This window comes from Nonomuraea sp. NPDC050783 (assembly GCF_040802095.1).
Classification (GTDB): domain Bacteria; phylum Actinomycetota; class Actinomycetes; order Streptosporangiales; family Streptosporangiaceae; genus Nonomuraea.
On sequence record NZ_JBFAHK010000001.1, the window covers coordinates 480,666 to 502,998 of the forward strand.

Below are 22,333 nucleotides of genomic sequence, written 5' to 3' on the forward strand. Positions count from 1 at the left end.
GTCCCGCTCGATCGGTCCCGCTCGATCGGTCCCGCTCAATTGGTCCCGCTCAGCCGGGGTCGCCGGGCGCGGGGCCGGCGGGCAGCAGGCGGATCAGGGCCAGCCCGAGCAGCGAGGCGAGCACGTGGTACCAGACGGCCACCTTCAGCGCGAACGTGAACGCCTCCTCCCGCGCCCGGGTGATCTCCGCGTCCACGCTCTCCAGCACCCTGACCGCGGTGCCCGGCGGGATCGTCTCCGCCGCGCCCATGGCCGCGAAGCACGCCGGCGGCGGCAGGAACGAGTTGCGCGTGTCCACCCGCTCGTCCACGCAGTCGCGCAGCGCGGCGACGGCCGCCGCCCGGGTGCGGGCGGGCACGACCTCCGCCGCGGCGACCTCGGCCCGCAGCCGGGGGACCAGCGCGTCGGCGTACCCGGTGGCCTGCGCGGACAGGACCGTGAAGAAGACCGCGCCCACCACCGCCACGCCGGCCGCGGCGCCCACCTGCATCATCGTGTTGATCACGCCGGAGGCGGCGCCGGCGTCCCGCTCGGGCACGCCGACGATGACGGTGTCGAGGAGCACGGGCGTGACGGCCCCCACCCCCAGCGCGGTGAGGATCATGGCCGGCCCGACCACCCAGGAGGTGATCCCGGGGCCGGCCAGGTGCAGGGTCAGGCTCATCGCCGCCATGCCGGCCGCCGTCAGCGCCGACCCCGCCCCGATCAGCCGCCGGCCGAGCCGGGGTGCCAGGCGGACGGACAGGGCCCCCGCCGCTATCACCCCCGCCGACCACCACAGCAGCGTCACGCCCGTGCGCAGCGGCGAGAACCCCAGCCCGGTCTGCAGGTGGATGACGAAGACGAAGAAGAACGACGACACCTGGGAGAACAGCAGGAACGACAGCAGCAGGCCGCCGGTGAAGGCGGGCCGGCGGAAGAGCGTGAGCGCCACGAGCGGGAAGCCGTCCCTGGCGGTGCGGTGCCGCTCGTACCGGGCGAAGGCCGCGAACAGCGGCACCGAGCAGGCCATCGCCACGAACCCGAGCAGCGGCCAGCCCGTCTCGTGTCCCTGCACCAGCGGGTAGAGCAACGACATCAGCGCGGCGGCCAGCAGCACGACCCCGACCAGGTCCAGCCGGGGCCGCTCCCGCTCCCGCGAGTCGCGCAGCAGCACGGCCGCCGCGACGAAGGTGAACAGCCCGGCGGGCACGTTGATGAGGAAGATCGTGCGCCAGCCCTGGCCGAACAGGTCGGCCTCGACCAGCAGGCCGCCCACGATCGGGCCCATGACGGTGGCCAGGCTGGTGACGGCGCCGTACAGGGCGTAGGCGGGGCCGCGCTGGGCGGGCGAGAGGTCCACCCTGATCATCGACAGCACCTGCGGGATCATGATCGCCGCGGCGGCGCCCTGGAACGCCCGCGCGCCGATCAGCATGGCGGGGCTCATCGCCAGCGCGCAGGCGACCGAGGCCAGGGTGAAGCCCGCGACGCCGCCCAGGAACAGCTTCTTGCGCCCGTGGATGTCGCCCAGCCGCCCGCCGATGACCAGCAGCACGGCGAAGGCCAGCACGTACGCGGCCACCACCCACTGCATCGCGGCGTTCCCCGCGAACAGGTCGCGCTGCATGCGCGGGATGGCCACGCCGACGATGGTCGCGTCCAGCAGGTCCATGAACGTGGCCAGCAGGGTGACGCCCACGGCGAGCAGCGCGCGGCGGCCGGCGGGCGTGGCCGGGATGCCGGAGTCCGGGGTGCCGGAGTCCGGCGGGCGGGTGGTCGTGGTCACGGCGTCGCTCCTAGAAGACTCCGGCACGGGAAGAGGCGAGGTAGGCGTCCAGGTCGGGCGTCGCGGGGGCGGCGACGTGGCGTACCCAGGCGTCCCGCTCGTGGGCGATGGCCGCCAGCTCCCACACGCAGGCCGTCGCGTGCGCCGGGGCAGGCGTCCAGGCGGGCAGGTCGTCCCAGCCGCACAGCCAGGTCCGGGAGTGCAGGATCACCTTGTTGCGGCTCCACCAGGCGACGACGACGTAGCAGCCGTCGTCGTCCTCGTGCACCACGCTGAAGGCGCAGGAGGGCTCGTGGTCGTACGCGGCGGGCAGCGTGTGCTCCACGGCCACCCGGGCCGCGTCGAGCACCCGCCGCGGCGGGCGGGGCCGGCCGGCCGAGATTCCGTAACCCTTCACCGTCCACCCGCGCAGCGAATAGGGCGCCAGCGCCACCATTGCGCGCGGCGCGTAAACAAGGGGTCTCTCGCCTACGGTCATGGCCGGAGACTAACCAACGGAACGGGCCCGGGAAAGATGGCCTCTCGCGCGGCACAAGCGATTCTCTAGTGAGCGTCCAGAACGCGTTGCGAACATTGTCGGCAACGGTCCCCGGCATCGCGGCATCTGCCCCCGGATATGCGCTGCCGGGGACCCTTATCCGCAGGTAGGGGAGATGAAAGGCATGCAGAAGTTCAGCAGTTCGACAGCGAGCCTCAGCCCGGAGTACGGCATCGAAATAGGCCGCTGGACGCAATACAGCGGGACGGACTATCTGCCTTTCGGCGCGATGTGGTGCGTTATTCCGCCGAATTCGTCCAGCCAGCCGGACCAGCACCCGGAGATCGAGCTGGCGGTGGTCGTGGAGGGCGATGCGGATTTTGACGTGGCCGGCCGCCGCGAGCACGCGCCGGCCGGCTCGGCGATCCTGCTCGGCTCCGAGGAGGGCCACGTCGTCCACAACCGGTCCGCCGACGACCGGCTCGTCCTGCTGAGCATGTACTGGCTGCCCGAAGGAGCCCGCGATGCCGGCTGAGCGGCGGCCCGGGCTGGACGTCTTCCTCTCGCCGCCCCCCACGCCCAACGGCCCGCTGCACGTCGGCCACCTGTCGGGCCCGTACGTCGCCGCCGACCTCGCGGCCAGGGCGGCCAGGGACCGGGGCGGGCGGGTGCTGACGGTCTGCGGCACCGACGACCACCAGAACTACGTGCCGGCCAAGGCGGCGGCTCTCGGCCGAGACCCGGACAGGGTCGGCGCCGAGCACGCCGCCCGCATCGCGGAGGTGCTCAAGGCCGTCCGCGTGGACCACGACGTCTTCACCTCGCCCGCCCGCGACCCCGAGTACCGGCGCGCGGTGCGGGACCTGCTGGCGGAGCTGGTGGACGCGGGCGTCGTCGTCTCGCGCGGGCACACGCTGATGGTGTGCCCCGGCTGCCGCCGGACCCTCCACCACGCCTACGTCACCGGCGGCTGCCCCGGCTGCGGGGCCGCGATGGGCGGCGGCACCTGCGAGGGCTGCGGCGGCTACGCGGCGGCGGCCGACCTGGTGGACCCGGTCTGCACGGCGTGCGGCCGGACGCCGGAGGCCGTCACCGGGAGGCGGGACGTCATCCGCCTGGAGTCCTTCCGCGACCGGCTCACCGAGATCTGGTCGCGCGCGGTCGTCCCCGCCCGCTGCCGCGCGCTGCTGGCCCGCTACCTCGACCAGGGCCTCCCGGACGTCCCCGTCGGCTACCCCACGGACTGGGGGATCGAGATCGGGGACGGGCGGCGCCTCGACGTCTGGGTGGAGATGGCCCTGGCCTACCTCCACGTGGTGGGCAGGGCCGTGGACCCGCGGGCGCGGACCCTGGCGGAGTACACCGCCGCCTGGCGCGAGGTCTCCGGGCCGTGGACGTTCCTCGGGGTGGACAACGCCTTCTACTACGCGGTGCTGTTCCCGGCGATCTGGTCCGCGGCGGGCGTGCCGCCCCGCGCGGCGCTCGGCGGGCTGGTGGTCAACGAGTTCTACCGCCTGGACGGGCTGAAGTTCTCCACCAGCAGGAACCACGCGATCTGGGGGCACGAGCTGCTCGACCGCGCCGACCCCGGCCTGATCCGGCTGTTCCTCTGCTGGGACCGGCCCGCGCCGCACTCCAGCAACTTCACCGCGGCCGCGTTCGAGGAGTTCGCCGCGCGCTGGCGGCCCGTCGTCGAGCGCCTGCCCGAGGCGGGCCCGGCCGCGGGGGAGGGCCCGGCCGCGGGGGAGGAGCCGGGCGAGGGGGAGGAGCCGGGCGAGGTGTCGCGAGCCCGGGAGGAGCCGGGCGAGGTGTCGCGGGCGCAGGAGGAGCCGGGCGAGGTGTCGCGGGCGCGGGAGGCGCTGCGGCCGGAGCACTTCGACCCCGCGCTGACCGTCCGCTGCCTGCTGCCCGCCGCCGAGCGCGGTGACGCCGAGGCCGCGCGGCTGCTCGGCCTGATCGCCGGATAGCGGGCCGCCATGCGTGCCTGCGTCATCGGAGGAGGGCTGGCGGGGACGCTGCTGGCCTGGCGGCTCAAGGCAGCCGCGCCGGAGGCCGAGGTCTGCCTCTACACGGGCGGCCCGCCGCCGGGCCCCTCGCCGGAACGCGCCGCTCGCCCGGCGGACGCCACCGCGGCCTCGGGCGGGCTGGTGCGCGGGTTCGAGCCCGACCCGGCGGCCGCCCGGCTGGCCGCCGAGAGCCTGGCCGAGCTGCGCGCGAGCCCCGTCCTCTGCGACTGGGCGGACTACCGCGAGATCGGCTCCGTCCACGTCTGCGCCGCGCCGCCCGACCCCGCGTCGGTGCCGCCGTCGGCGGAGGTCGTCGCCGGGCCGGGGCTCGCCGCGCTGGGCATCCGCGGAGTGCCGGACGGGGCGAGCGCGGTCGTGGAGCGGCACGCGGGCCACATCGCGCCGCACCGGCTGCGGGTGCTCGCCCTGCGCGACTTCCGCCGGCGCGGCGGCGAGACGGTGACCACCCCGGTCGAGCGCGTCGGGCCGGGCGTCGGGCTGGACGTTGGGCTGGACGTTGGGCCGGGCGGCGGGCTGGACGTCGGGCCGGGCGTCGGGCCGGGAGGTGCGGTGGTGTGCGTGGCCGGTGGTGTCCGGCGGCGGTTCGACCTCGCCGTCGTCGCCGCCGGCGCGTGGACGCCGGGCCTGCTCGCGCGCAGCGGCCTCGCCGGGCCCGCCCTGTGGACCAAGCGCATCCAGTACCAGATCTACGAGGTGTCCGGCCGCCGCCCGCCGGCCTTCGTGGACGAGACCACCGGCCTGTACGGCCGCCCGTACGGGCGCTCCGCCATGCTGCTGGGCGTGCCCAGCCAGGCCAGGGACGTCGATCCCGGCGCGGTGCCGCGCTGCCCGCGGGGCCGGCGCGACACCGAGGCGGCCGCCCGGGAGCGGCTGCCCGGCCTGCGGCTGCTGCGCCTGGCGCGGACCGTCACGGCCTGCGACGCCTACGCCGGGACGGGCCTGCTCGGCCTGGCCGGCCTCGGCCCCGGTCTGCACACCTTCACCGGCGGCAGCGGCGGCGCGGCGAAGCTCGCGCTCGCGGCGAGCGCCCGGGCCGCCCGCCACCTCCTCGCCGCGTCCCTGCCCCCGCTCGACGCCCCTCGCCGGACGGAGCCACAATGATCGAGAAACTGCGCCGGACCCTCGACCCGGTCTGCCCCGAGCGGCTGGTCGGCCCCCGGCATCCCCGCTACGACGAGATCCGCCAGCTCTTCAACGGCATGCACGACCGCCGTCCCGCCCTCATCGCGCTGCCCTACAACCGCACCGAGCTGGGCCTGGTGATCCGCGAGGCCGCGCGGGCCGGCGTGCCCGTGGCGGTGCGCGGCAGCGGCCACAACGTCGCCGGCGCCGCCTCCCTCGACGACGGCCTGGTCATCGACCTGCGCTTCCTCAACCGGGTCAGCGTGGACCCGGCCGCCCGCCTGGCCCGCGTGCAGGGCGGCGCGACCTGGGCGGCCTTCGACGCCGCCGCCTCGCGGCACGGCCTGGCGGTCACCGGCGGCACCTTCGACACCACCGGGGTCGGCGGCCTCACCCTGGGCGGCGGCATCGGGCACCTCATGGGCAGGTACGGGCTGTCCTGCGACAACGTGGTGTCGTACGAGCTGGTGGACGCCGCGGGCGGGCACCGCACGGTCGATCCGGCCACCGACCCCGAGCTGGACTGGGCGCTGCGCGGCGCGGGGCACGCCTTCGGCGTCGTCGCGGAGTTCACCTTCCGGCTGCATCCGGTCGCCCACGTCTACGGCGGCGTCGTGGCCTACCCCGAGCGCGAGATGGCCGCCGCGACCCGCCTGTTCCGCGACCTGGCCGGGGACGCCCCCGACGAGCTGGTCTGCATCATGCTGCTGGAGCGCCACGGCCCGCGGCAGGAGCCCGCCGCCGTCATGAGCGTGTGCTACAGCGGTGCCGACGAGGACTACCGGCGCACCCTGGAGCGGCGGCTGCGCGGCCCCGAGGTGCTGGAGTGGCGGATCGAGCGGCGCGACTACCTCAGCATGCAGCAGATCCTCGGCCGCCTGCCGTACGGCCTGCGGCACTACTGGAGCGCGCAGTGCACGAGCGCGCTGCCCGACGAGCTGATCGACGAGCTGGTCGCCCGCTTCCGCGCCGGCCGCTCGCGCGACCCCTTCAACGACACCGTCTACCTGGAGGAGTTCCACGGCGCGGTGCGCCGGGTCCCGCCCGGCGGGTCGGCGGTGCCGTTCCGCGACGCCCGCTTCAACGTCACCGGCATGGCCATCTGGCAGCCGCCGGAGGCGGACGAGGAGCAGATCGCCTGGGCGCGCTCGGTCTCCGCCGCCGCGGCCCCGTGGGCCGTCCACGGCGACGGCTACGTCAACTACGTCTCCGACACCGGCGGGCGCGGCCTGCGCGAGCGGGCCCGGCGCACGTTCGGCGACGAGGGGCTGGCCCGGCTGCTGCGCGTCAAGCGCCGGGTGGACCCCGGCAACGTCTTTAGGTCCACGTACGACCTCGACCCGGCCGCCTACGAATCGGTGACGACATGAGCACGCGCACGTTCGACTTCGACACCGTCGCGATCGGCGCGGGGCCGGCCAACCTCAGCCTCGCCGCCCTGTACGAGGGCGCCTGCGGCACCCGCCTGCCGGTCTTCGAGCGCAACGCCGGGCCCGCCTGGCACGAGGGGCTGATGTTGCCGGGCGCCCGGCTCCAGACGTCCTGGGTGAAGGACCTGGTGTCGCTGGTGGACCCGCGGCACGAGCTGTCCTTCCTCAACTACATCGTGACCTCGGGGCGCGTCTACGCTTTCCTCAACGCCCAGTTCGACGCGATCCCGCGCCTGGAGTACGCCCGCTACCTCGGCTGGGCGGCCGGGCACCTGGACGTCAGGTACGGCACCGCCGTGGACCGGGTCGCCTACGATGACGGCTTCGCGCTGTACGGCGGCGGCCGGCTGCTCGGCAGGGCCCGGCACGTGGTCTTCGGCCTGGGCACCAGGCCGCACGTGCCCGCCTGCTTCGCGGGCCGGCCGCTGCCCGGCGTCATCCTGGCCGAGCAGCTCATGAGCCGCCTGCCGGGTCTGACCGGCCGGGCGGACCCGGCGGTGGTGGTCGGCGGCGGGCAGACGGGCGCCGAGTGCGTGCTGGCGTTGCTGCGGGCCGGCTTCACCGACGTGCAGTGGCTGGGCCGCCGCCACTGGTTCGCCCCGCTCGACGACTCGCCGCCGGCCAACGACTTCTACCGGCCCTCGTACCTGAGCTTCTTCTCCGGCCTGCCGGAGACGACACGGCGGCGGTTCGTCAGCGAGCAGGCCACCACCAGCGACGGCGTCTCCATGTCCAGCCTCCAGGAGATCTACCGGGCCGAGTACGAGGAGCGCCTGCAGAGCGGCGCCCGCCCGCTGAGCCTGCTGCCCGGCCGCGACGTCGTGGCGGTCGCGGGCCGGGGCGGCGCGATCACCATGCGCTGCCGGCTCTCGACCGGCGGGCAGGAGTTCCGCGAGGCCAGGTACGTCGTGCTCGCCGCCGGCCGGGAGGCCGCCCCGCTGCCGCTCGACGGGGAGCTGGCCGAGATGGTGGAGCTGGACGAGACGGGCGAGCCGGTCGTCGAGCAGCACTACTCGCTGCTGTGGAAGCACGGCGACCAGCACCGGATCTTCGTCCAGAACCGCGCCAGGTTCACGCACGGGATCAACGACCCCAACCTCAGCCTGCTGTCGGTGCGGGCGGCGTGCATCGTCAACGCGCTGTTCGAGCGGGAGGCGTACCGGATCCGCGACGAGCACACCTTCACGCACTGGCCCGATCCCCACGTCCCGAGGTGAGGAAACATGAACGACCACACCATGAACTACGACAACAAGGTGTTCGTCTCGGCGGGCCCGCAGGCCCGCTCCCGGGACGTCCCCGTCGGCCACTACCACCAGTGCGACCACGTGGTGTGGGCGGAGATCCGCGGCGGCCAGGTGATGGCCGGCCGGCTCGTCGGCACCTGCGACCCCGACGGCACCCTGCACTTCGGCTACACGCAGGTGATGACGAACGGCCGGGTCGTCACGGGCACCTGCACGAGCAGGCCGGAGGTCATGTCCGACGGGCGGCTGCGGCTGCGCGAGGAGTGGCGGCGCCACGACGAGGCCGGCTCGGCCGGCGTCTCGTTCATCGAGGAGGTCGTCTACGACCGGCTCGGGCTCACCAGCCCGCTCTCGTAGGCCAGCACCACGAGCTGGGTGCGGTCGCGGATGCCGAGCTTGGCGATGATGCGGCTGATGTGCGTCTTGGCCGTCAGCGGGCTCATGTGCAGGGCCGCGCCCACCTCGGTGTTGTTCATGCCGGCCGCCACCATCGCCATCACCTCGCGCTCGCGGTCGGTGAGCACGCCGAGCCGCTGGGCCGACTTGTTGAGCAGGTCGTTGACGGGACGCTGGGAGAACTCCGAGATGACCCGGCGGGTGACGCTCGGCGTGAGCAGCGCCTCCCCGTCGGCGACCACGCGCACGGCCCTGCGCAGCTCCTCCGAGTCGACGGTCTTGGTGAGGAAGCCGCTGGCGCCGGCCTTGAGCGCGTCGAAGATGTACTCGTTGACCTCGAACGTGGTCAGGACGATGACCTTGACCGCCTCCAGGTCGGGGTCGGCGATGATCTGCCGGGTGGCGGCGAGGCCGTCGAGCCGCGGCATGCGGATGTCGATCAGCAGGATGTCGGGCCGCTCCCGCCGGGTCAGCGCGACCGCCTCGACGCCGTCCTCGGCCTCGGCGACCACGGTGATGTCGGGGTCCATCTCCAGCAGGCTGCGGAACCCCGCGCGGACGAGCTGCTGGTCGTCGGCGAGCAGGACCCGGATCGGCATGGAGCACTCCTTCGTCTCAGGGCATGGGTATCCAGCCGGTGACGGTGTAGTGGCCGTCGTCGCCGACGCCCGCCGTGAGCCGGCCGCCCAGGCTGGTGGCCCGCTCGCGCATGCCCGCCAGGCCGTGGCCGCCCTTGACCGTCGCCGGCTCCCGCGCGGGCGCGGCGCTGGTGCCGTTGTCCGTCACCGTGACGCCCACCCCGTCGTTGCGGTACTCCAGCTCCACGCGCGCGGAGGTGGCGTTGGAGTGCTTCAGGACATTCGTCAGGGACTCCTGAACGATACGGTAGATCGCCAGCCCCACGGCGGGCCGCACCCTGGCGGGATCGCCCTCCTCGACCAGCTCGATCTTCAACCGGGGCAGCCCGGCCCGCTCGACCAGCGTGGCGATGTCGGCCACGCCGGGCAGCGGCGCCAGCTCGGGCGGCTTCTCCTCGCCGGCGCGCAGCACGTGGACGGCGGCCTGCAGCTCGGCGATCGCCTCGTTGTTGACGTCGCGGGCGGTGCGCAGGGCCTCGCGCCCCTTCTCCAGGTCGCGGGCCACGAGGTCGTGGGCCACGCCGATCTGGATGCCGACCACCGCCAGCGTGTGGGCGGTGACGTCGTGCAGCTCGTGGGCGATGCGCAGCCGCTCGTCGGTCAGCCGCTGGTCGGCCTCGCGTTGCAGGCGCCGGCGCACCTCGCCCGACCAGCGGCTGCGGCTGTGCAGGCTGTCGCCGAGCACGAGGGCGCCGATGACGAGGAGCACCTCGCGGAAGATGCCGTCGATGAGGCTGAGCGTGAGCGTGACGTTCTGGTAGGTCAGCCACACCGACGAGCTGGCCAGGGCCAGCAGGGCGACGACGGTGGCGAACAGCAGGCGGCCGGCGGCGGCCATCGTGCACAGCGGGATGATCAGCGGCCAGACCGGCGCGATGCTCGGGAAGTCGGTCAGGTTGTAGATCGAGACCGCGACGAAGCTGCCGAGCAGCACCGCCCCGGGCCAGCGCCGCCGCAGCAGCAACAACCCGCCCAGGATCACGCCGAGGATGTAGGCGGCGATGCTGGAGGCCGGGCGCTCCGACGGCTCGGCCGACACCGAGACGCTGATCATGACGCTGACCGAGGACAACCCCGCCAGCAGCACGTCGATGAGCCAGCGGAGCCACGCCGTGTCGAGCTGCTGCTGCGCGTGCACCGCGTCGCCAGGGCGCAGCAGTCTCATGAGTCCTCCGAGCGTCACCGGCAGGCTCCCCTCTCACGGTAGCGTGGCCGGTCACGTCGATCCAGCCGTCGTCCCAGGCGGTGATCGGCTCAGCCGTGGGCGTGCCCGAGCACCCGGGGCACGCGGGGCCGGTCGGCCGGGGAGACCGTGACGAACTGGCCCATCATCCCGGCGTCCTCGTGGGCCAGGATGTGGCAGTGGAACATGTAGGGCCGCAGCGGGTCGGAGTACCTCAGGTACTGGACCGCCAGCCGTACCGTGCGGTCCGGCGGGACGATCACGGTGTCCTTGAAGCCGCGCATGTGCGGGGGCGGCTGCCGCCCGTCGAGGGAGAGCACCTGGAACGTCACCCCGTGCATGTGGAAGTTGTGGGGGATGTCCTGGTCGTTCCTGACCTCCCAGACGTCCACCGCGCCCGCCGTGGCGACGTGGTCCACGCGCTTCATGTCCATGGTCTTGTCGTTGAAGGTGAAGTCGCCCATCACGATCCGGGTGACCGCGGCGTTCGCCGCCGGCCGGATCGGCGGCGCCGACGAGAGCGCGGGCGGCAGCGGGGGCGACGGCGCGAGCCGCGGCGCCGCGACCAGGCGCAGCAGGTCCATCTCGTCGCCGCCGCCGGCGAGCTGCTCGTACAGGATGTTGGACTCCAGGTCGGGCGCGAAGCTGCGCAGCAGCGCCCGCTCGCCCGGCTTGAACGCGACGACGATCTCCGCGCGCTCGCCCGGCGACACCATCAGGCGCCGCAGCGGGAGGGGGGCGGGCAGCGGGCCGCTGTCGGTGCCCACCAGGTGGAAGCCGCGCCCGTCCACGAACCCGACGTCGTAGACGCGGGCGTTGGAGCCGTTCAGCAGCCGGAAGCGGACCAGCGACGTGGTGACCCGGAAGAACGGGTTGTAGGTGCCGTTGACGAGGATGGTGTCGCCGAGCAGGCCCGTCACGTTGATCCCGCCGAACTTGATGCCGCTGCTGTCGAGGGACCCGTCGTCGTTGAAGTTCTTGTCCTGGATGATCAGCGGGACGTCGTCCACGCCGTACGTGTGCGGCAGCCGGGTGTCGCCGTCGTCGACGAGGAACAGGCCGGCGACCCCCCGGTACACGTGCTCCGCGGTGACGGAGTGCAGATGGGGGTGGTACCAGAGGGTGCTGGCCGGCTGGTCGATCGTCCACTGCGGCGACCACGTCCCGCCGGCCGCGATGGGCTGGTGCGGCCCGCCGTCCATCGCGGCGGGCAGGTGCATGCCGTGCCAGTGGATGGTCGTGGTCTGCCCCAGGTTGTTGACCACGCGCATGGTGACCTGCTCGCCGCGCCGCGCGCGGACGGTGGGGCCCAGGTACGCCCCGTTGACCCCCCAGGTCGGGGTGCGCTTGCCCGGCACCAGCTCGGAGACGCCCCGCTGGAGGGTCAGCGTGAACTGCTTGGCGAACCTGCCCTTGCTCACGGCCGGGGCGAGCGGCGGGATCCGCAGCGGGGTCGTGAACGACAGGTCGCCCACGTTGCTCCGGGCCGCGTCCGCCCACAACCAGCCGGCGAACCCGCCGACGGGCGCCACGGTGACGACGCCGATGCCGGTCAGCCAGCGAAGGACCGTCCGGCGGCTTGCTGATGTCATGATGGTGTCCTTGTCACGCGTGGTCGGGTGCCGTCTGTGCGCCTCGCGTCCCTGAAGAGGGAGGTCAGGCACGACGCGACGGCCAGGGCACCATCAGGGCCAGGCCGATGAGGATGAACCACCAGCCGAGCAGCACCTCGGGCATGGGGACGAACCGCGGGTTCTTGATGATCTCGCTGATCGGCACGAAGAGGACGCCCAGGTTGAACAGCAGCCCGGCGAGCGCGACGACGAGGCCGATCCAGAAGCGGGGGCGGCGCGTCAGCGGGCGGCGTGTGGCGGTACTCATGGTTCCTCCAGGGTTCTGTCGTCGGGTTCGGCACATTCGGCACCCCTTCCACGCTACGAATCCGCAGGTCGGGAGGCATCGGCCGAGGGGAGTCGATCTTGTGCGCCTTTGGCAGTAGGCGCGGGAGCCGCGTAATCGCGACGGAGTACGCGGCCGGGTCCGTCAGCGCGCTGACCTGGCCCTACGCCCGGGACGCGCCTTCTCGCCGGACACGGCCCACCAGGTCACCCTGCGCAGGGCCTCCAGGACGATGGCCCGGCTCATCTTGCTGGCGCCCCGGGTGCGCTCGACGAAGGTGATCGGCACCTCACGCACCCGCAGCCCGGCGCGGACGGTCCGCAGGGTCAGGTCCACCTGGAAGCAGTAGCCCTGCGACTCCACGTCGTCCAGGCCGATCTCCTTGAGCGTGGTGGCGCGGTAGGCCCGGTAGCCGCCGGTGGCGTCCCTGACCGGCAGGCGCAGCAGGGTCCTGGTGTAGGCGTTGCCGGCCCGGGAGAGCAGCTCGCGCGACCTCGGCCAGTTCACCACCCGGCCGCCCGGCACCCAGCGGGAGCCGATGACGAGGTCGGCGGCGCGCAGCGCGGCCAGCAGGGCGGGCAGCTCCTCGGGCCGGTGCGAGCCGTCGGCGTCCAGCTCCACCAGGACGTCGTAGGCCCGGTCGAGCCCCCATCCGAAGCCGCCGAGGTAGGCCGCGCCGAGGCCCGCCTTGCCCGGCCGGTGCAGGACGTGCACGTGCGGGTCCCGGGCGGCCAGCTCGTCGGCCAGCTCGCCGGTGCCGTCCGGGCTGGCGTCGTCGGCCACCAGCAGGTCGGCCCCGGGCACGGAGCGGCGTATCCGGGTGACGACGTCCGCCAGGTTGTCGCGCTCGTTGTACGTCGGCACGACCACGAGGACGCGCCCCAGCTCCTGGTAGGTGTCCACGGCCCGCTCACCCGCCGATCGCGTGCAGGCCGCCGTCGGCGTGGACGATCTCCCCGGTGGTGGCCGGCAGCCAGTCGGACAGCAGCGCCACGCAGGTCCTGGCGACCGGCTCGCAGTCGGAGCTGTCCCAGCCCAGCGGCGCCCTGGCCTTCCAGGTGTCCTCGAAGTCGCCGAACCCCGGGATGCCCCGGGCGGCGATCGTGCGCAGCGGGCCGGCGCAGACCAGGTTCACCCTGATGTCGCGCGGCGCGAGGTAGCGCGCGAGGTAGCGGGAGCAGGACTCCAGGCCCGCCTTGGCCACGCCCATCCAGTCGTAGCCGGGCCAGGCCACGGACGCGTCGAAGTCGAGGCCGACGATCGAGCCCCCCTCGCCCATGAGCGGGACGACGGCCGTGGCCAGCGCCTTGAGCGAGTACGTGGAGACGTGGACGGCGGTGGCCACGTCCGCCCACGGGGTGGACAGGAACGCGCCGCCGAGCGCGCCGCGCGGGGCGAACCCGATCGAGTGCAGCACGCCGTCGATCCGCTCGGCGTGCGGCCGGACGCGCTCGGCCAGCGAGGCGAGCTGGGCGTCGTCGGTGACGTCCAGCTCCAGCACCGGCGGCGGCTGCGGCAGCCGGGCCGCGATGCGCTCCACCAGGCCGAGCCGGCCGTAGCCGGTGAGCACGACCGAGGCGCCTTCGAGCTGGGCGAGCCGCGCGACGTGAAAAGCGATGGAGGATTCGGTGAGAACTCCCGTGACCAGGATTCTCTTGCCACTTAACAGTCCCATGGAATTACCTCGCTCATATTATTTCCCGCTATCTTCCACGGTCGTCTTGGACGGTTGCTAGAGAGCCGCTCGGAGCCGTCAAGAAGGCCGCTCGGAGCGGCTTCCCGGCCGCTGGACGACGGGAAACGCGCTAACTAGCCTGGCGGCAGGCGTATCGGCCGGAGGAGGAGAATTGTCAGACCTGCGGAAAGAGAAAACACCGGCCCTGGTGGTCGGGGGCGGCGTCGCGGGTATTTCCGCCGCCGCCTTCCTGGCTTTTTGGGGCCTGCCGTCCGTGCTCGTGGAGCGGCATTCGTCCACCTCGGCCCATCCGAAGGCCCGGGGGGTCAACGCGCGGACGATGGAGCTGCTCGCCACGCTCGGCGTCGCCGGCCGGGTGCGGGCGGCGGACTCGGCGCGGGCGCTGGCGGGCAACAGCGGCATCCGGGCGATGGAGACGCTGGCCGGCCAGGAGTACGGCGTGATGCACGCGCCGTACTTCGTCGATCCGACGGTGAGCCTGGAGGGCATCAGCCCGGCCGGGTGGTGCCTGTGCGACCAGGACGAGCTGGAGCCGATCCTGCTGGAGCGCGCGGTCGAGCTGGGCGCCGACGCGCGGTTCAGCACCTCCTTGGAGTCCTTCACCCAGGACGGGGACGGCGTGACCGCGCTGCTGCGCGACCGCTCGACGGACGAGGTCTACCAGGTGGAGGCCGGCTACCTGGTGGCGGCCGACGGCGCGGGCAGCCCGGTGCGGCAGGCCCTCGGCGTGGGCCGCGACGGCCCCGGCACGCTCGCGCACTACCTGAACATCCACTTCCACGCCGACCTGCGCGAGGCGCTGGGCGAGCGCAGGTTCATCCTGTCGTACGTGGTCAACTCCCACCTCATGGGCGCCCTGGTGCCGGTGGACAACGCCGTCAACTGGCTGCTGCACGTGATGTACGACCCGGACGCCGGCCAGGGCCCGGACGACTTCCCCGAGGAGCGCTGCGCCGAGCTGGTCCGCGCCGCCGCCGGCCTGCCCGGCCTGGACGTCAAGATCAACAGCGTCCTGCCGTGGGAGGCGGCGGGGCTGACCGCCGCCTCCTACCGCGCGGGCCGGGTCCTCCTCGTCGGGGACGCCGCCCACGTCATGCCGCCGAGCGGCGCCTTCGGCTCCAACACCGGCATCCAGGACGCCCACAACCTGGCCTGGAAGCTGGCCGCGGTGAGCGCCGGCGCGGCGGGGCCCGCCCTGCTGGACAGCTACGAGGCCGAGCGGCGGCCGATCGCGGTGGCCACCGTCGAGCAGGCCGTGCTCCGCTCCCAGGACCGCCCGTCGATGCTGGGCGAGGAGACGGACGGCGCGGAGGGCATCGAGCCGGACCACACCGTGCACTTCCGCCAGCTCTACCGCTCCGGCGCGGTGCTCGGCGGCCCGGACGGCAGCCCGCCCTGGGCCGCGGAGTGCGACGGGCGGCCGGGCACCCGCGCCCCGCACGCCCGGGTGTCGCTGGCGGGCCGGCGGATCTCCACGATCGACCTGTTCGACGGCTCCTGGGTGCTCGTCACCGGATCGCCCGGCCCCTGGGCGCCCGCCATGACGGAGGCCGCCGCGCGGCTGGGCCTCGCCGTGCGGGTGTACCGGCTCGGCGCCGAGCTGAGCGAGCCCGACGAGCGCTGCGCGGCCGTCTACGGCGGCGCGGCCACCGCGACCCTGGTGCGTCCCGACGGGTTCGTGGCCTGGCGGAGCGACCGGCCCGCGCCGGACCCGGCCGCGGTGCTGGAGTCGGCGCTGCGCACCGTGCTGGACCGGCGATGAGCCGCGGCGGAGGAAGGCGGAGCACCATGCGGCTGTACCTGTTGAGACTCGGCACGATCCGCGCGCTCGGCGCCCCCGTGCCCGGCTACCTGATCCGGCTGGACGACGGCACGAACGTCCTGGTGGACACCGGCTACCCGGCGGACCTGGCGACCGCGGGCGGCCCGATCGAGGTGACGGCCGAGGACGACGTCGGCCACCGGCTCGGCGAGCTCGGCCTGACCCCGGCGGACGTGCACGTGGTGATCTGCACGCACCTCGACCCGGACCACGCCGGCAACCACGACCGGTTCCCCGGCGCGGAGTTCGTCATCCAGGGCGCCTGCCTGGAGACGGCCCGCTCGGGGCGGGTGGCGCGGCTGGAGGAGGCGAGGAAGCGCTGGGACCGCCCCGAGCTGCGTTACCGCCAGGTCGAGGGCGACGTGCGGCTGCTGCCGGGGATCGAGCTGGTCGAGTCCGGCGGGCACGTGCCGGGACACCAGTCGGTGCTCGTGCGGCTGCCGGAGACCGGCGCCGTGCTGCTGGCCGCCGACGCGATCCCGATGGGCCTCGCGGCCGACCCCGACGAGCGGCCGATCCTGCCGTTCGACCTGGACGAGGAGGCCACCAGGGTGAGCACGCGCAAGCTCGCCGAGCTGGCCGGGCGCGAGGGCGCGCTGACGGTCTACGGCCACGACCCGGTGCAGTGGGCGGGGCTGCGCGTCTCGCCCGGCCACTACGCGTAGAAGGCGGGTAAAAAGGAATTCCCGGCCCTTTCCAGCGGGCCGGGAATTCTTCTTCTCCCGCTCAGCGGTCGCGCTTGCAGTCGGCAACGATGATCGTGTGCCATGTGCCGCCCATCTGGAAACGCATGTCGTCGGTGAAGCTGTCCGGGCCGGTCTTGGTGAAGATCTCCCTGAACGGCTGCGGGCGGCCCTCCCTGAGGAAGAGCGTGCCCTCGGTGAGGTCGAGCACGTCGCCCTTCCAGCCGGCGCCGTACTGCAGGGCCCTGATGCCCGTGCTGTCGAAGTGGCTGGTCACGTAGCGCTTGTTGGGGGCGTCGTAGCCCCAGACGCCCTTGAACGCCACCGGGTGCGGCACCTGCGGGCCGGGCTGCTCCTGGCTGTTCCAGACGAACCAGTTGCCGCTCAGCTCGAAGGCGCCGGTGGCCTTGAGCGTGCTGGTGTAGGGCTTGCCCACGGGCGGGTTGTTCTTCGACTTGCAGGTCCAGCTCCCCGCGAACCACTCCAGCAGCTTGAGCTCGGGGGTGGCGCCCTTGGTGGTCGCGCCGTTGCGTGGCGGCTCCACCGCGGCGGCCGGCGCCTGGGCCGGTGCTTGGGCCGGCGCCTGGGCGGCGTCCTGCCGGGGGCCGGCCGCGGTGCTGGACTGGGCCGCGCCCGCGCAGCCGGTCAGCGGAAGCACCGCGAGGAGGGCCGTCCAGCGGATGGCGGCTCTTTGTCGTGTGGTCAACATGTGTCTCCCTCTCCCCGGCCGACCAGGTCGAAGCCGACAGGAATTGTTTTTTCCGGCCTTTATGCGAAGACCATAGGTTCGCGTTTTAGACGGTTACTCGTCGCGCCCTAGAGAACGGCTCACGGCAGCTCCACGACCTGGGCCGCGTAGACCAGCCCCGAGCCGAAGCCGATGAGCAGGGCCGGCGCGCCGCTCCGTACCGTGTTCGCGGCCAGCAGCGTGTCCATGGCCAGCGGGATGGAGGCGGCGGAGGTGTTGCCGCTGCGCTCGATGTCCGTCGCGACCGCGACGTGCTCGCCGAGGCCGAGGCCCGCGGACAGGGCCTCGGTGATGAGCCTGTTCGCCTGGTGCGGGATGAACGCCTCCAGGTCGGCGGGGGTGAGCCCGGCCCGCTCGACGGCCCGCGCCGCGACCGGGATCAGCTCCGAGGTGGCCCAGCGGTAGACGCGCCAGCCCGACATCGTCAGCACCGGCCACTTCAGCTCCGGCTGCCGTTGCAGCTCGGGCACCCAGAAGCCGCTCATCCCGACGGCCGCGGCGCGCGAGCCGTCCGAGCCCCACACGACGGGGCCGATGCCCGGCCTGTCCGAGGGCCCGACCACGACGGCTCCCGCGCCGTCGGCGAACAGGAAGGCGGTGCTGGGGTCCTCGTGGTCGAGGATGTCGGAGACGCGCTCGGCGCCGATCATCAGCACGTACTCGGCGCTGCCGCACCTCACCAGGTCGCCGGCGAGCGCCAGCCCGTACGGGAAGCCCGCGCAGGCGGCCGAGACGTCGAACGCCCCCGCCCCCGCCGCGCCGACGCGGTGGGCCACCTCCGAGGCCAGCGAGGGCATCTGGGTCAGGTGCGTCGTCGTCGCGGCGATCACGCAGCCGATCCGCCCGGGCGCCACGCCGGCCGCCGCGAGCGCCTTCTCGGCGGCGGCGGCCGACATCATGGGCAGCGTCTCGCCGGGACCGGCGAAGCGCCGCTCCCTGACCCCGGAGCGGGACTCGATCCACGCCGCCGTACGCCCGACGCGCTCGGCGATCTCGTCGTTCGTGATCACGTTGGCCGGGCGGTAGACGCCCAGCCCCAGGATGCGGCTGCCGGTGACGCGCCCGGCAGCGGGCAGCTCGATGGTCATCGCTCGTCTCATTCCTCGGTACGGCCGTGCTGCCAGGTGACCGGCAGCGCGGTCAGGGTCCGGATCATCGTGTTCGTGCTCCACACCAGCTCCCGCGCGGGCACGGCCAGGCGCAGCCCGGGCAGGCGGCGTACCAGCGTGCCGATCGCGACGCGCAGCTCCAGGCGGGCCAGGCTCGCGCCCAGGCAGTGGTGGACGCCGTGGCCGAAGGCGAGGTGGGAGGGCTTGCCGCGCTCCACGGGCCGGTCCACGGCCAGGACGTCGGGGTCGGCGAAGGCGCAGCCGTCCCGGTTGGCGGAGGTGGTGGAGGGGATGACGGCCTCGCCCCGGCGGATGGTCACCCCGCCGAGCTCGACGTCCTCGGTCGCGACGCGGATCGTCCCGCCGCTGACGGCCCCCGGCGTGAACCGCAGCAGCTCCTCCACCGCCGTGGCGATCAGCGGCGGCTGCGCGCGCAGCCGGGTCAGCTCCTGGGGGTGCAGCAGCAGCGCCAGCGTCCCGTTGACGATCGCGGCGGCGACGGTGTGGTAGCCGGCGGTCAGCAGCGTGGCGCCGAACGTCAGCAGCTCCTCGTGCGTGAGGCGGTCGCCGTCGTGGTCCGAGGCGAGCACGCTCAGCAGGTCGCCCTGGAACGAGCGGCGCTTGTCCGCGACGAGGGCGCCCAGGTACTCGTGCAGGGCGGACCGGGCCGCCACCAGCCTGCCGGCCTCCGCCGGCACCAGGTTGAGCACGGTGTCGGTCCACTGGCGGAACTGCTCGCGGCCCTCCTCGGGGACGCCGAGGATCTCGCAGATCACCGCCATCGCCAGCGGGGTGGCCAGCCCCGCGGCGAGGTCGCCCGGCGGGCCCTGCGCCACCAGGTCGTCCAGCAGGGCGTCGGTCCTGGCCTGGATGCGCGGGCGCAGGCCGGCCACGCGCCGCCCGGTGAACGCGTAGGCGACGAGGGAGCGCAGCCGGGTGTGCCGCGGCGGGTCGAGCGAGAGGATCGACGTCAGGTCGGGCGGCACGGGACGCAGCCGCGGCGCGCCGGGAGCGGCCGCGGCCGCCCTGCTGAAGCGGAGGTCCGACAGCACCTGGCGGACCTCGTGGTAGCCGGTGACGAGCCAGGCCCGGTCACCCGTCGGCAGCTCCACCAGGGCGACGGGCTCCTCCTGGCGCAGCCGCGCGAACTCCGGGGGCGGCTCCGACGGCCTCGCCGCCTGGAAGGGGAATCGGTATCTCGGTGTCGCCTTGCTGGGCACGAGCGGCCTCCCGTCGCTGGATCGCCTTCAGGCAGTCCATGGTCGCGAGGAGGCGTCGAGCGCCGGTCGGAAGACGTTAGGAAGCCGCTCACGGGCCCGGGCCAGGGCGTGAACGGCGGAAGGCGCACCCATGAGCATGGGTGCGCCTTCGGGCGGAGATCCGCCGGGCCAGGGAAGCCCGTCAGGTCTGGATGAGGACGTCGAAGGGCGAGCCCTCCAGGATCACCTGCTGCGCGTGGCGGAGCTCGGCCGAGGGCTCCAAACCGATCTCGGCCCGCACGACCGCCCGCAGCCGCTGGTAGACGTCAAGCGCGTCGGCCCGCCGGCCCGACCGGTGCAACGAGACCATGAGCTGCAGGTGGTACCACTCGTGCAGGGGATGAGCCGCGGCGAGGGCTCGCAGCTCGCCCACGAGCTGGCGGTGCTTGCCCAGCCGCATGTCGGCCTCGATACGCAACTCAAGGGCGGACAGGTGGCTCTCCTCCAGCCACGCCACGTGCGCCGCCAGGCGGGGACCCGGCTCGACGTCGGCCAGCGCGCGCTCGCGCCACAGGGCCAGCGCCTGGTGCAGCTTGCGGCTGGCGGTCTGCGGGTCGTCACGGCTGAGCGCGGCCTGGCCCTCGTCCACCAGGCGCTCGAACTGCGCCGCGTCGAGGTGGTCGCGGTCGAGCCGGATCATGTAGCCCGGCGGCCGGGTGACGAGAATCTCGCAGTCGTCGGCCGCGTGGCCGCCGCTCAGCGTCTTCCTGAGCTGATAGACGTAGGTCTGCAGAGTGGCCACGGCACTGCGGGGTAACTTACCCCGCCACAATTCCTCCAGCAGGATCTCTGTGGGCACGACGCGATTAGGCTGGACGAGCAGGAGCGAGAGGACTTCACGTAGCTTCGGCGCGGTCGGCGTGCAATCTCCTTCGTCGTTCATCACCTCTAGCGTGCCCAGGATGCGGAATTGCAGCATGGCTGCCCCCTAATCTGATGGTGTGCTTGGCTGCGTATCTTGCCTGTGCCTATTGCTGCTCGGCCGCCATACGGAGTTATTATCTGCCACCCCTGTTCGGGTGTCACTACTCGTTTGTCTATACCTCTGCACATGGAATGCCTTATGGGTGGCTCGTGGCTTCCTCGGAAGCGGCCAAGTCCCGCATGACCTGGCGATCCGAACAGCCGGCGAAGTCGATTGTCATGATCCTGACTTGCCATCGGTGTATCGGTCAGGACTTAAGTCATCTCCTTAGGGTGCGGCCGATAAGCGGACCTTCGCGCGTCCTCCCAGATGGGAACGTATGTGCTGGTAGGTCGTAGCCGGGTGGGCACGGACAGTGCCCACGTCCTCCAAATGGAGTACCCCGGGAGCGGCCTACTCCTCCCGCCGTAAGAAGGTGGGCTGCGAGCCGAGTATTCGACCGGGGGCGCGGAATCGGTAGGCTGGCTCCAGGTTCTTTGTGCGGTGAATTCCTGAATTCACCCGGCCGGCGGGCCCGCGGCGTTCCCCGGGCACCCCGGCCCCCGGCCGCGCACGGCCGGGGATCGAGCCAGGAAGGCGTCTGAGGTGCAGAGGGGGGAGGCCTGATGGTTCGGACGGTGCTCCAAGCCGGCCGGCGTGCCACGGTCCCGGTCCGCGGCACCCGGCCTTGCGGAGGCTCTCCCTAGCCGCCGCGCCGTCGCGCGGATCCAGGGCCTGAGCTGGACGGATCCTTCGACCGGAGGTCGCACGCCGCCTCCGGCCTTCGGCTTCTCCGGAAAACGCCCGAGATATTCGCCGGCGGGCCTTTTTGAGGCGTCGGCCCGGACGGCGGAAGGAGTCCAGGTAATTCTGTCGGACATCCGACGGCATTTCGCGGCCACCGCGTCTCGCCGCGATTCAGGCCCGGAGAGGGATGGAAGTCGAAGTGGACGATGACAATGTTCATGGTTTCGGCCGCGCTTTTCGCCTTTATTGGGGCCGTGAGCCGCAGGGCCAGAGCGTCGAGCTGGTCGGCGAGAAAGCCGCCTACCTCAACCGGCTGGGGCGCCAGCTGACGGTGCCGCGCGGCTTCAGCGTGACCGCGTTGTCCTATCTCGACCTGCCCGACCAGGAGCGCGAGGCCGTGCTGAACGCGACCCTCGCCGCCTATCACGAGCTGAGCCGGGCGGAACGGGCCGAGCACGTCGCGGTCGCGGTGCGGCCGTCACCGCCGCGCGGGCTCAGGAGCGCCAGCGTGCCGACCTTCCTCAACATCAGCGGCGACGAGGCGCTGTCGGCGTGCGTGCTCGAACTGCTCGCCAGGCCGATGCCGAGCGCGATCTGGGCGCCCGGCATGCCCGAGCACGGCCTGGGCGGCCTCGGCAGGAGAGCCGTGCTGATCCAGACGCTGGTCGCCGCGGACAGCTCGGCGCGGGTCTACTTCGCCGACCTCGCCCGCCCGGACAGCGAGATCGTCGTACGGGCCACGTGGGGCCTGGGCGAGAACCTGGCCGCGGACGACGAGCCGGCCGACGTCTTCGTCTACGACATGGCGCTGCGGCTGCAGACCCGCCAGGTGGCGGTCAAGGAGCGCATGATCTGCCCGGCCGCCGGAGGGGTGGTCGAGGTGCCCGTCATGCAGAAGCTGCGGCGGCAGCCCTGCCTGACCAACGAGGTGTCGCGGCGCATCGCCCGGCAGCTCCTGAGGGCCTGCGACCTGCTCGGGCAGCGGGTACGGCTGGGCATGGCGGTGGCCGAGAACCAGGTCGCGACCGTCTCCTGCCGGCCCTGCGGCGAGGCCCTGCGGGCATGAGAGCGCCGCGCGTCCCCGGACCGGCGAGGGGTCCGGGGGCGCGCGGAAGGGCACGCGCGGAAGGGCACGCGGAGAAGGGCACGCGCGGAAGGGCACGCGGAGAAGGGCACG

21 protein-coding genes are annotated in these 22,333 nt (G+C 73.2%); 9 read left to right on the plus strand and 12 right to left on the minus strand.

Features of this window, described 5'->3' with window-relative positions:
- Nucleotides 1-49: 49 nt before the first annotated feature.
- Together AB0H75_RS02235 and AB0H75_RS02240 are read right to left on the minus strand one after the other, a co-directional pair.
- Nucleotides 50-1,768 (minus strand): MFS transporter, encoded by a 1,719-nt coding sequence (locus tag AB0H75_RS02235; protein ID WP_367788420.1) that lies wholly within the window; start codon nucleotides 1,766-1,768, stop codon nucleotides 50-52.
- 10 nt (nucleotides 1,769-1,778) lie between these two features.
- On the minus strand, nucleotides 1,779-2,246 hold the full coding sequence (locus tag AB0H75_RS02240; protein WP_367788422.1) for a hypothetical protein: 468 nt from the start codon (nucleotides 2,244-2,246) through the stop codon (nucleotides 1,779-1,781).
- A gap of 184 nt (nucleotides 2,247-2,430) precedes the next feature.
- Here AB0H75_RS02240 and AB0H75_RS02245 point away from each other — a divergent pair, with 184 nt between their 5' ends.
- Genes AB0H75_RS02245 through AB0H75_RS02270 form a run of 6 tightly spaced genes read left to right on the plus strand, consistent with a single transcriptional unit; the run spans nucleotide 2,431 to nucleotide 8,429 of the window.
- On the plus strand, nucleotides 2,431-2,781 hold the full coding sequence (locus AB0H75_RS02245) for a cupin domain-containing protein (RefSeq protein WP_367788424.1): 351 nt from the start codon (nucleotides 2,431-2,433) through the stop codon (nucleotides 2,779-2,781).
- Nucleotides 2,771-4,213, plus strand: coding sequence for a class I tRNA ligase family protein (locus AB0H75_RS02250; RefSeq protein ID WP_367788426.1), 1,443 nt, complete (start codon nucleotides 2,771-2,773; stop codon nucleotides 4,211-4,213). The genes AB0H75_RS02245 and AB0H75_RS02250 overlap by 11 nt, the downstream gene beginning before the upstream one ends.
- A 9-nt stretch (nucleotides 4,214-4,222) precedes the next feature.
- Nucleotides 4,223-5,374, plus strand: coding sequence for an FAD-dependent oxidoreductase (locus AB0H75_RS02255; protein WP_367788428.1), 1,152 nt, complete (start codon nucleotides 4,223-4,225; stop codon nucleotides 5,372-5,374).
- Nucleotides 5,371-6,765 carry an FAD-binding oxidoreductase gene (locus tag AB0H75_RS02260; RefSeq protein ID WP_367788430.1) on the plus strand — a complete coding sequence of 465 codons (1,395 nt, stop codon included), beginning with the start codon at nucleotides 5,371-5,373 and terminating at the stop codon, nucleotides 6,763-6,765. The genes AB0H75_RS02255 and AB0H75_RS02260 overlap by 4 nt, the downstream gene beginning before the upstream one ends.
- Nucleotides 6,762-8,042 (plus strand): lysine N(6)-hydroxylase/L-ornithine N(5)-oxygenase family protein, encoded by a 1,281-nt coding sequence (locus tag AB0H75_RS02265; RefSeq protein ID WP_367788432.1) that lies wholly within the window; start codon nucleotides 6,762-6,764, stop codon nucleotides 8,040-8,042. Before AB0H75_RS02260 ends, AB0H75_RS02265 begins: the two co-directional genes overlap by 4 nt.
- Nucleotides 8,043-8,048: 6 nt before the next feature.
- Nucleotides 8,049-8,429, plus strand: coding sequence for a hypothetical protein (locus tag AB0H75_RS02270; RefSeq protein WP_367788434.1), 381 nt, complete (start codon nucleotides 8,049-8,051; stop codon nucleotides 8,427-8,429).
- Here the strand turns inward: AB0H75_RS02270 and AB0H75_RS02275 are convergent.
- From AB0H75_RS02275 to fabI, 6 genes are all read right to left on the minus strand, one after another.
- The gene (locus AB0H75_RS02275) at nucleotides 8,393-9,067 is read right to left on the minus strand and encodes a response regulator (RefSeq protein WP_367788436.1); all 675 of its coding nucleotides are present in this window, start codon (nucleotides 9,065-9,067) and stop codon (nucleotides 8,393-8,395) included. The two genes, AB0H75_RS02270 and AB0H75_RS02275, sit on opposite strands and share 37 nt — an antisense overlap.
- Nucleotides 9,068-9,083: 16 nt before the next feature.
- A complete protein-coding gene (locus AB0H75_RS02280) occupies nucleotides 9,084-10,271 on the minus strand; it encodes a sensor histidine kinase (RefSeq protein WP_367788438.1) in 1,188 nt (395 codons plus the stop codon).
- Nucleotides 10,272-10,360: 89 nt separating this feature from the next.
- Nucleotides 10,361-11,881 carry a multicopper oxidase family protein gene (locus AB0H75_RS02285; RefSeq protein ID WP_367788440.1) on the minus strand — a complete coding sequence of 507 codons (1,521 nt, stop codon included), beginning with the start codon at nucleotides 11,879-11,881 and terminating at the stop codon, nucleotides 10,361-10,363.
- Between the two features lie 64 nt (nucleotides 11,882-11,945).
- Entirely contained in the window at nucleotides 11,946-12,170 is a 225-nt protein-coding gene (locus AB0H75_RS02290; RefSeq protein WP_367788442.1) for a hypothetical protein, read from the minus strand.
- Nucleotides 12,171-12,332: 162 nt separating this feature from the next.
- The gene (locus AB0H75_RS02295; protein ID WP_367788444.1) at nucleotides 12,333-13,091 is read right to left on the minus strand and encodes a polyprenol monophosphomannose synthase; all 759 of its coding nucleotides are present in this window, start codon (nucleotides 13,089-13,091) and stop codon (nucleotides 12,333-12,335) included.
- Nucleotides 13,092-13,098: 7 nt separating this feature from the next.
- A complete protein-coding gene (gene fabI / locus AB0H75_RS02300) occupies nucleotides 13,099-13,863 on the minus strand; it encodes an enoyl-ACP reductase FabI (protein ID WP_367788446.1) in 765 nt (254 codons plus the stop codon).
- 172 nt (nucleotides 13,864-14,035) lie between these two features.
- Here fabI and AB0H75_RS02305 point away from each other — a divergent pair, with 172 nt between their 5' ends.
- Both AB0H75_RS02305 and AB0H75_RS02310 read left to right on the plus strand, forming a co-directional pair.
- A complete protein-coding gene (locus AB0H75_RS02305; protein ID WP_367788448.1) occupies nucleotides 14,036-15,646 on the plus strand; it encodes an FAD-dependent monooxygenase in 1,611 nt (536 codons plus the stop codon).
- 26 nt (nucleotides 15,647-15,672) lie between these two features.
- Nucleotides 15,673-16,371 carry an N-acyl homoserine lactonase family protein gene (locus AB0H75_RS02310; RefSeq protein WP_367788450.1) on the plus strand — a complete coding sequence of 233 codons (699 nt, stop codon included), beginning with the start codon at nucleotides 15,673-15,675 and terminating at the stop codon, nucleotides 16,369-16,371.
- 61 nt (nucleotides 16,372-16,432) lie between these two features.
- Here the strand turns inward: AB0H75_RS02310 and AB0H75_RS02315 are convergent, their stop codons facing one another.
- The 4 genes from AB0H75_RS02315 to AB0H75_RS02330 all read right to left on the minus strand — a co-directional run bounded on the left by AB0H75_RS02315 (nucleotide 16,433) and on the right by AB0H75_RS02330 (nucleotide 20,424).
- Complete coding sequence (locus AB0H75_RS02315) at nucleotides 16,433-17,098, minus strand: DUF1579 family protein (RefSeq protein WP_367788452.1); 666 nt, start codon at nucleotides 17,096-17,098, stop codon at nucleotides 16,433-16,435.
- A 119-nt stretch (nucleotides 17,099-17,217) separates the two neighbouring features.
- Nucleotides 17,218-18,225 (minus strand): beta-ketoacyl-ACP synthase 3, encoded by a 1,008-nt coding sequence (locus tag AB0H75_RS02320; protein WP_367788454.1) that lies wholly within the window; start codon nucleotides 18,223-18,225, stop codon nucleotides 17,218-17,220.
- Between the two features lie 8 nt (nucleotides 18,226-18,233).
- Nucleotides 18,234-19,466, minus strand: coding sequence for a cytochrome P450 (locus AB0H75_RS02325; RefSeq protein ID WP_367788456.1), 1,233 nt, complete (start codon nucleotides 19,464-19,466; stop codon nucleotides 18,234-18,236).
- A 181-nt stretch (nucleotides 19,467-19,647) separates the two neighbouring features.
- Complete coding sequence (locus tag AB0H75_RS02330; RefSeq protein ID WP_367788458.1) at nucleotides 19,648-20,424, minus strand: BTAD domain-containing putative transcriptional regulator; 777 nt, start codon at nucleotides 20,422-20,424, stop codon at nucleotides 19,648-19,650.
- A gap of 931 nt (nucleotides 20,425-21,355) precedes the next feature.
- On the opposite strand from AB0H75_RS02330, the gene AB0H75_RS02335 reads away from it, so the two are divergent.
- Entirely contained in the window at nucleotides 21,356-22,222 is an 867-nt protein-coding gene (locus tag AB0H75_RS02335; protein WP_367788460.1) for a PEP/pyruvate-binding domain-containing protein, read from the plus strand.
- Nucleotides 22,223-22,333: the final 111 nt, after the last annotated feature.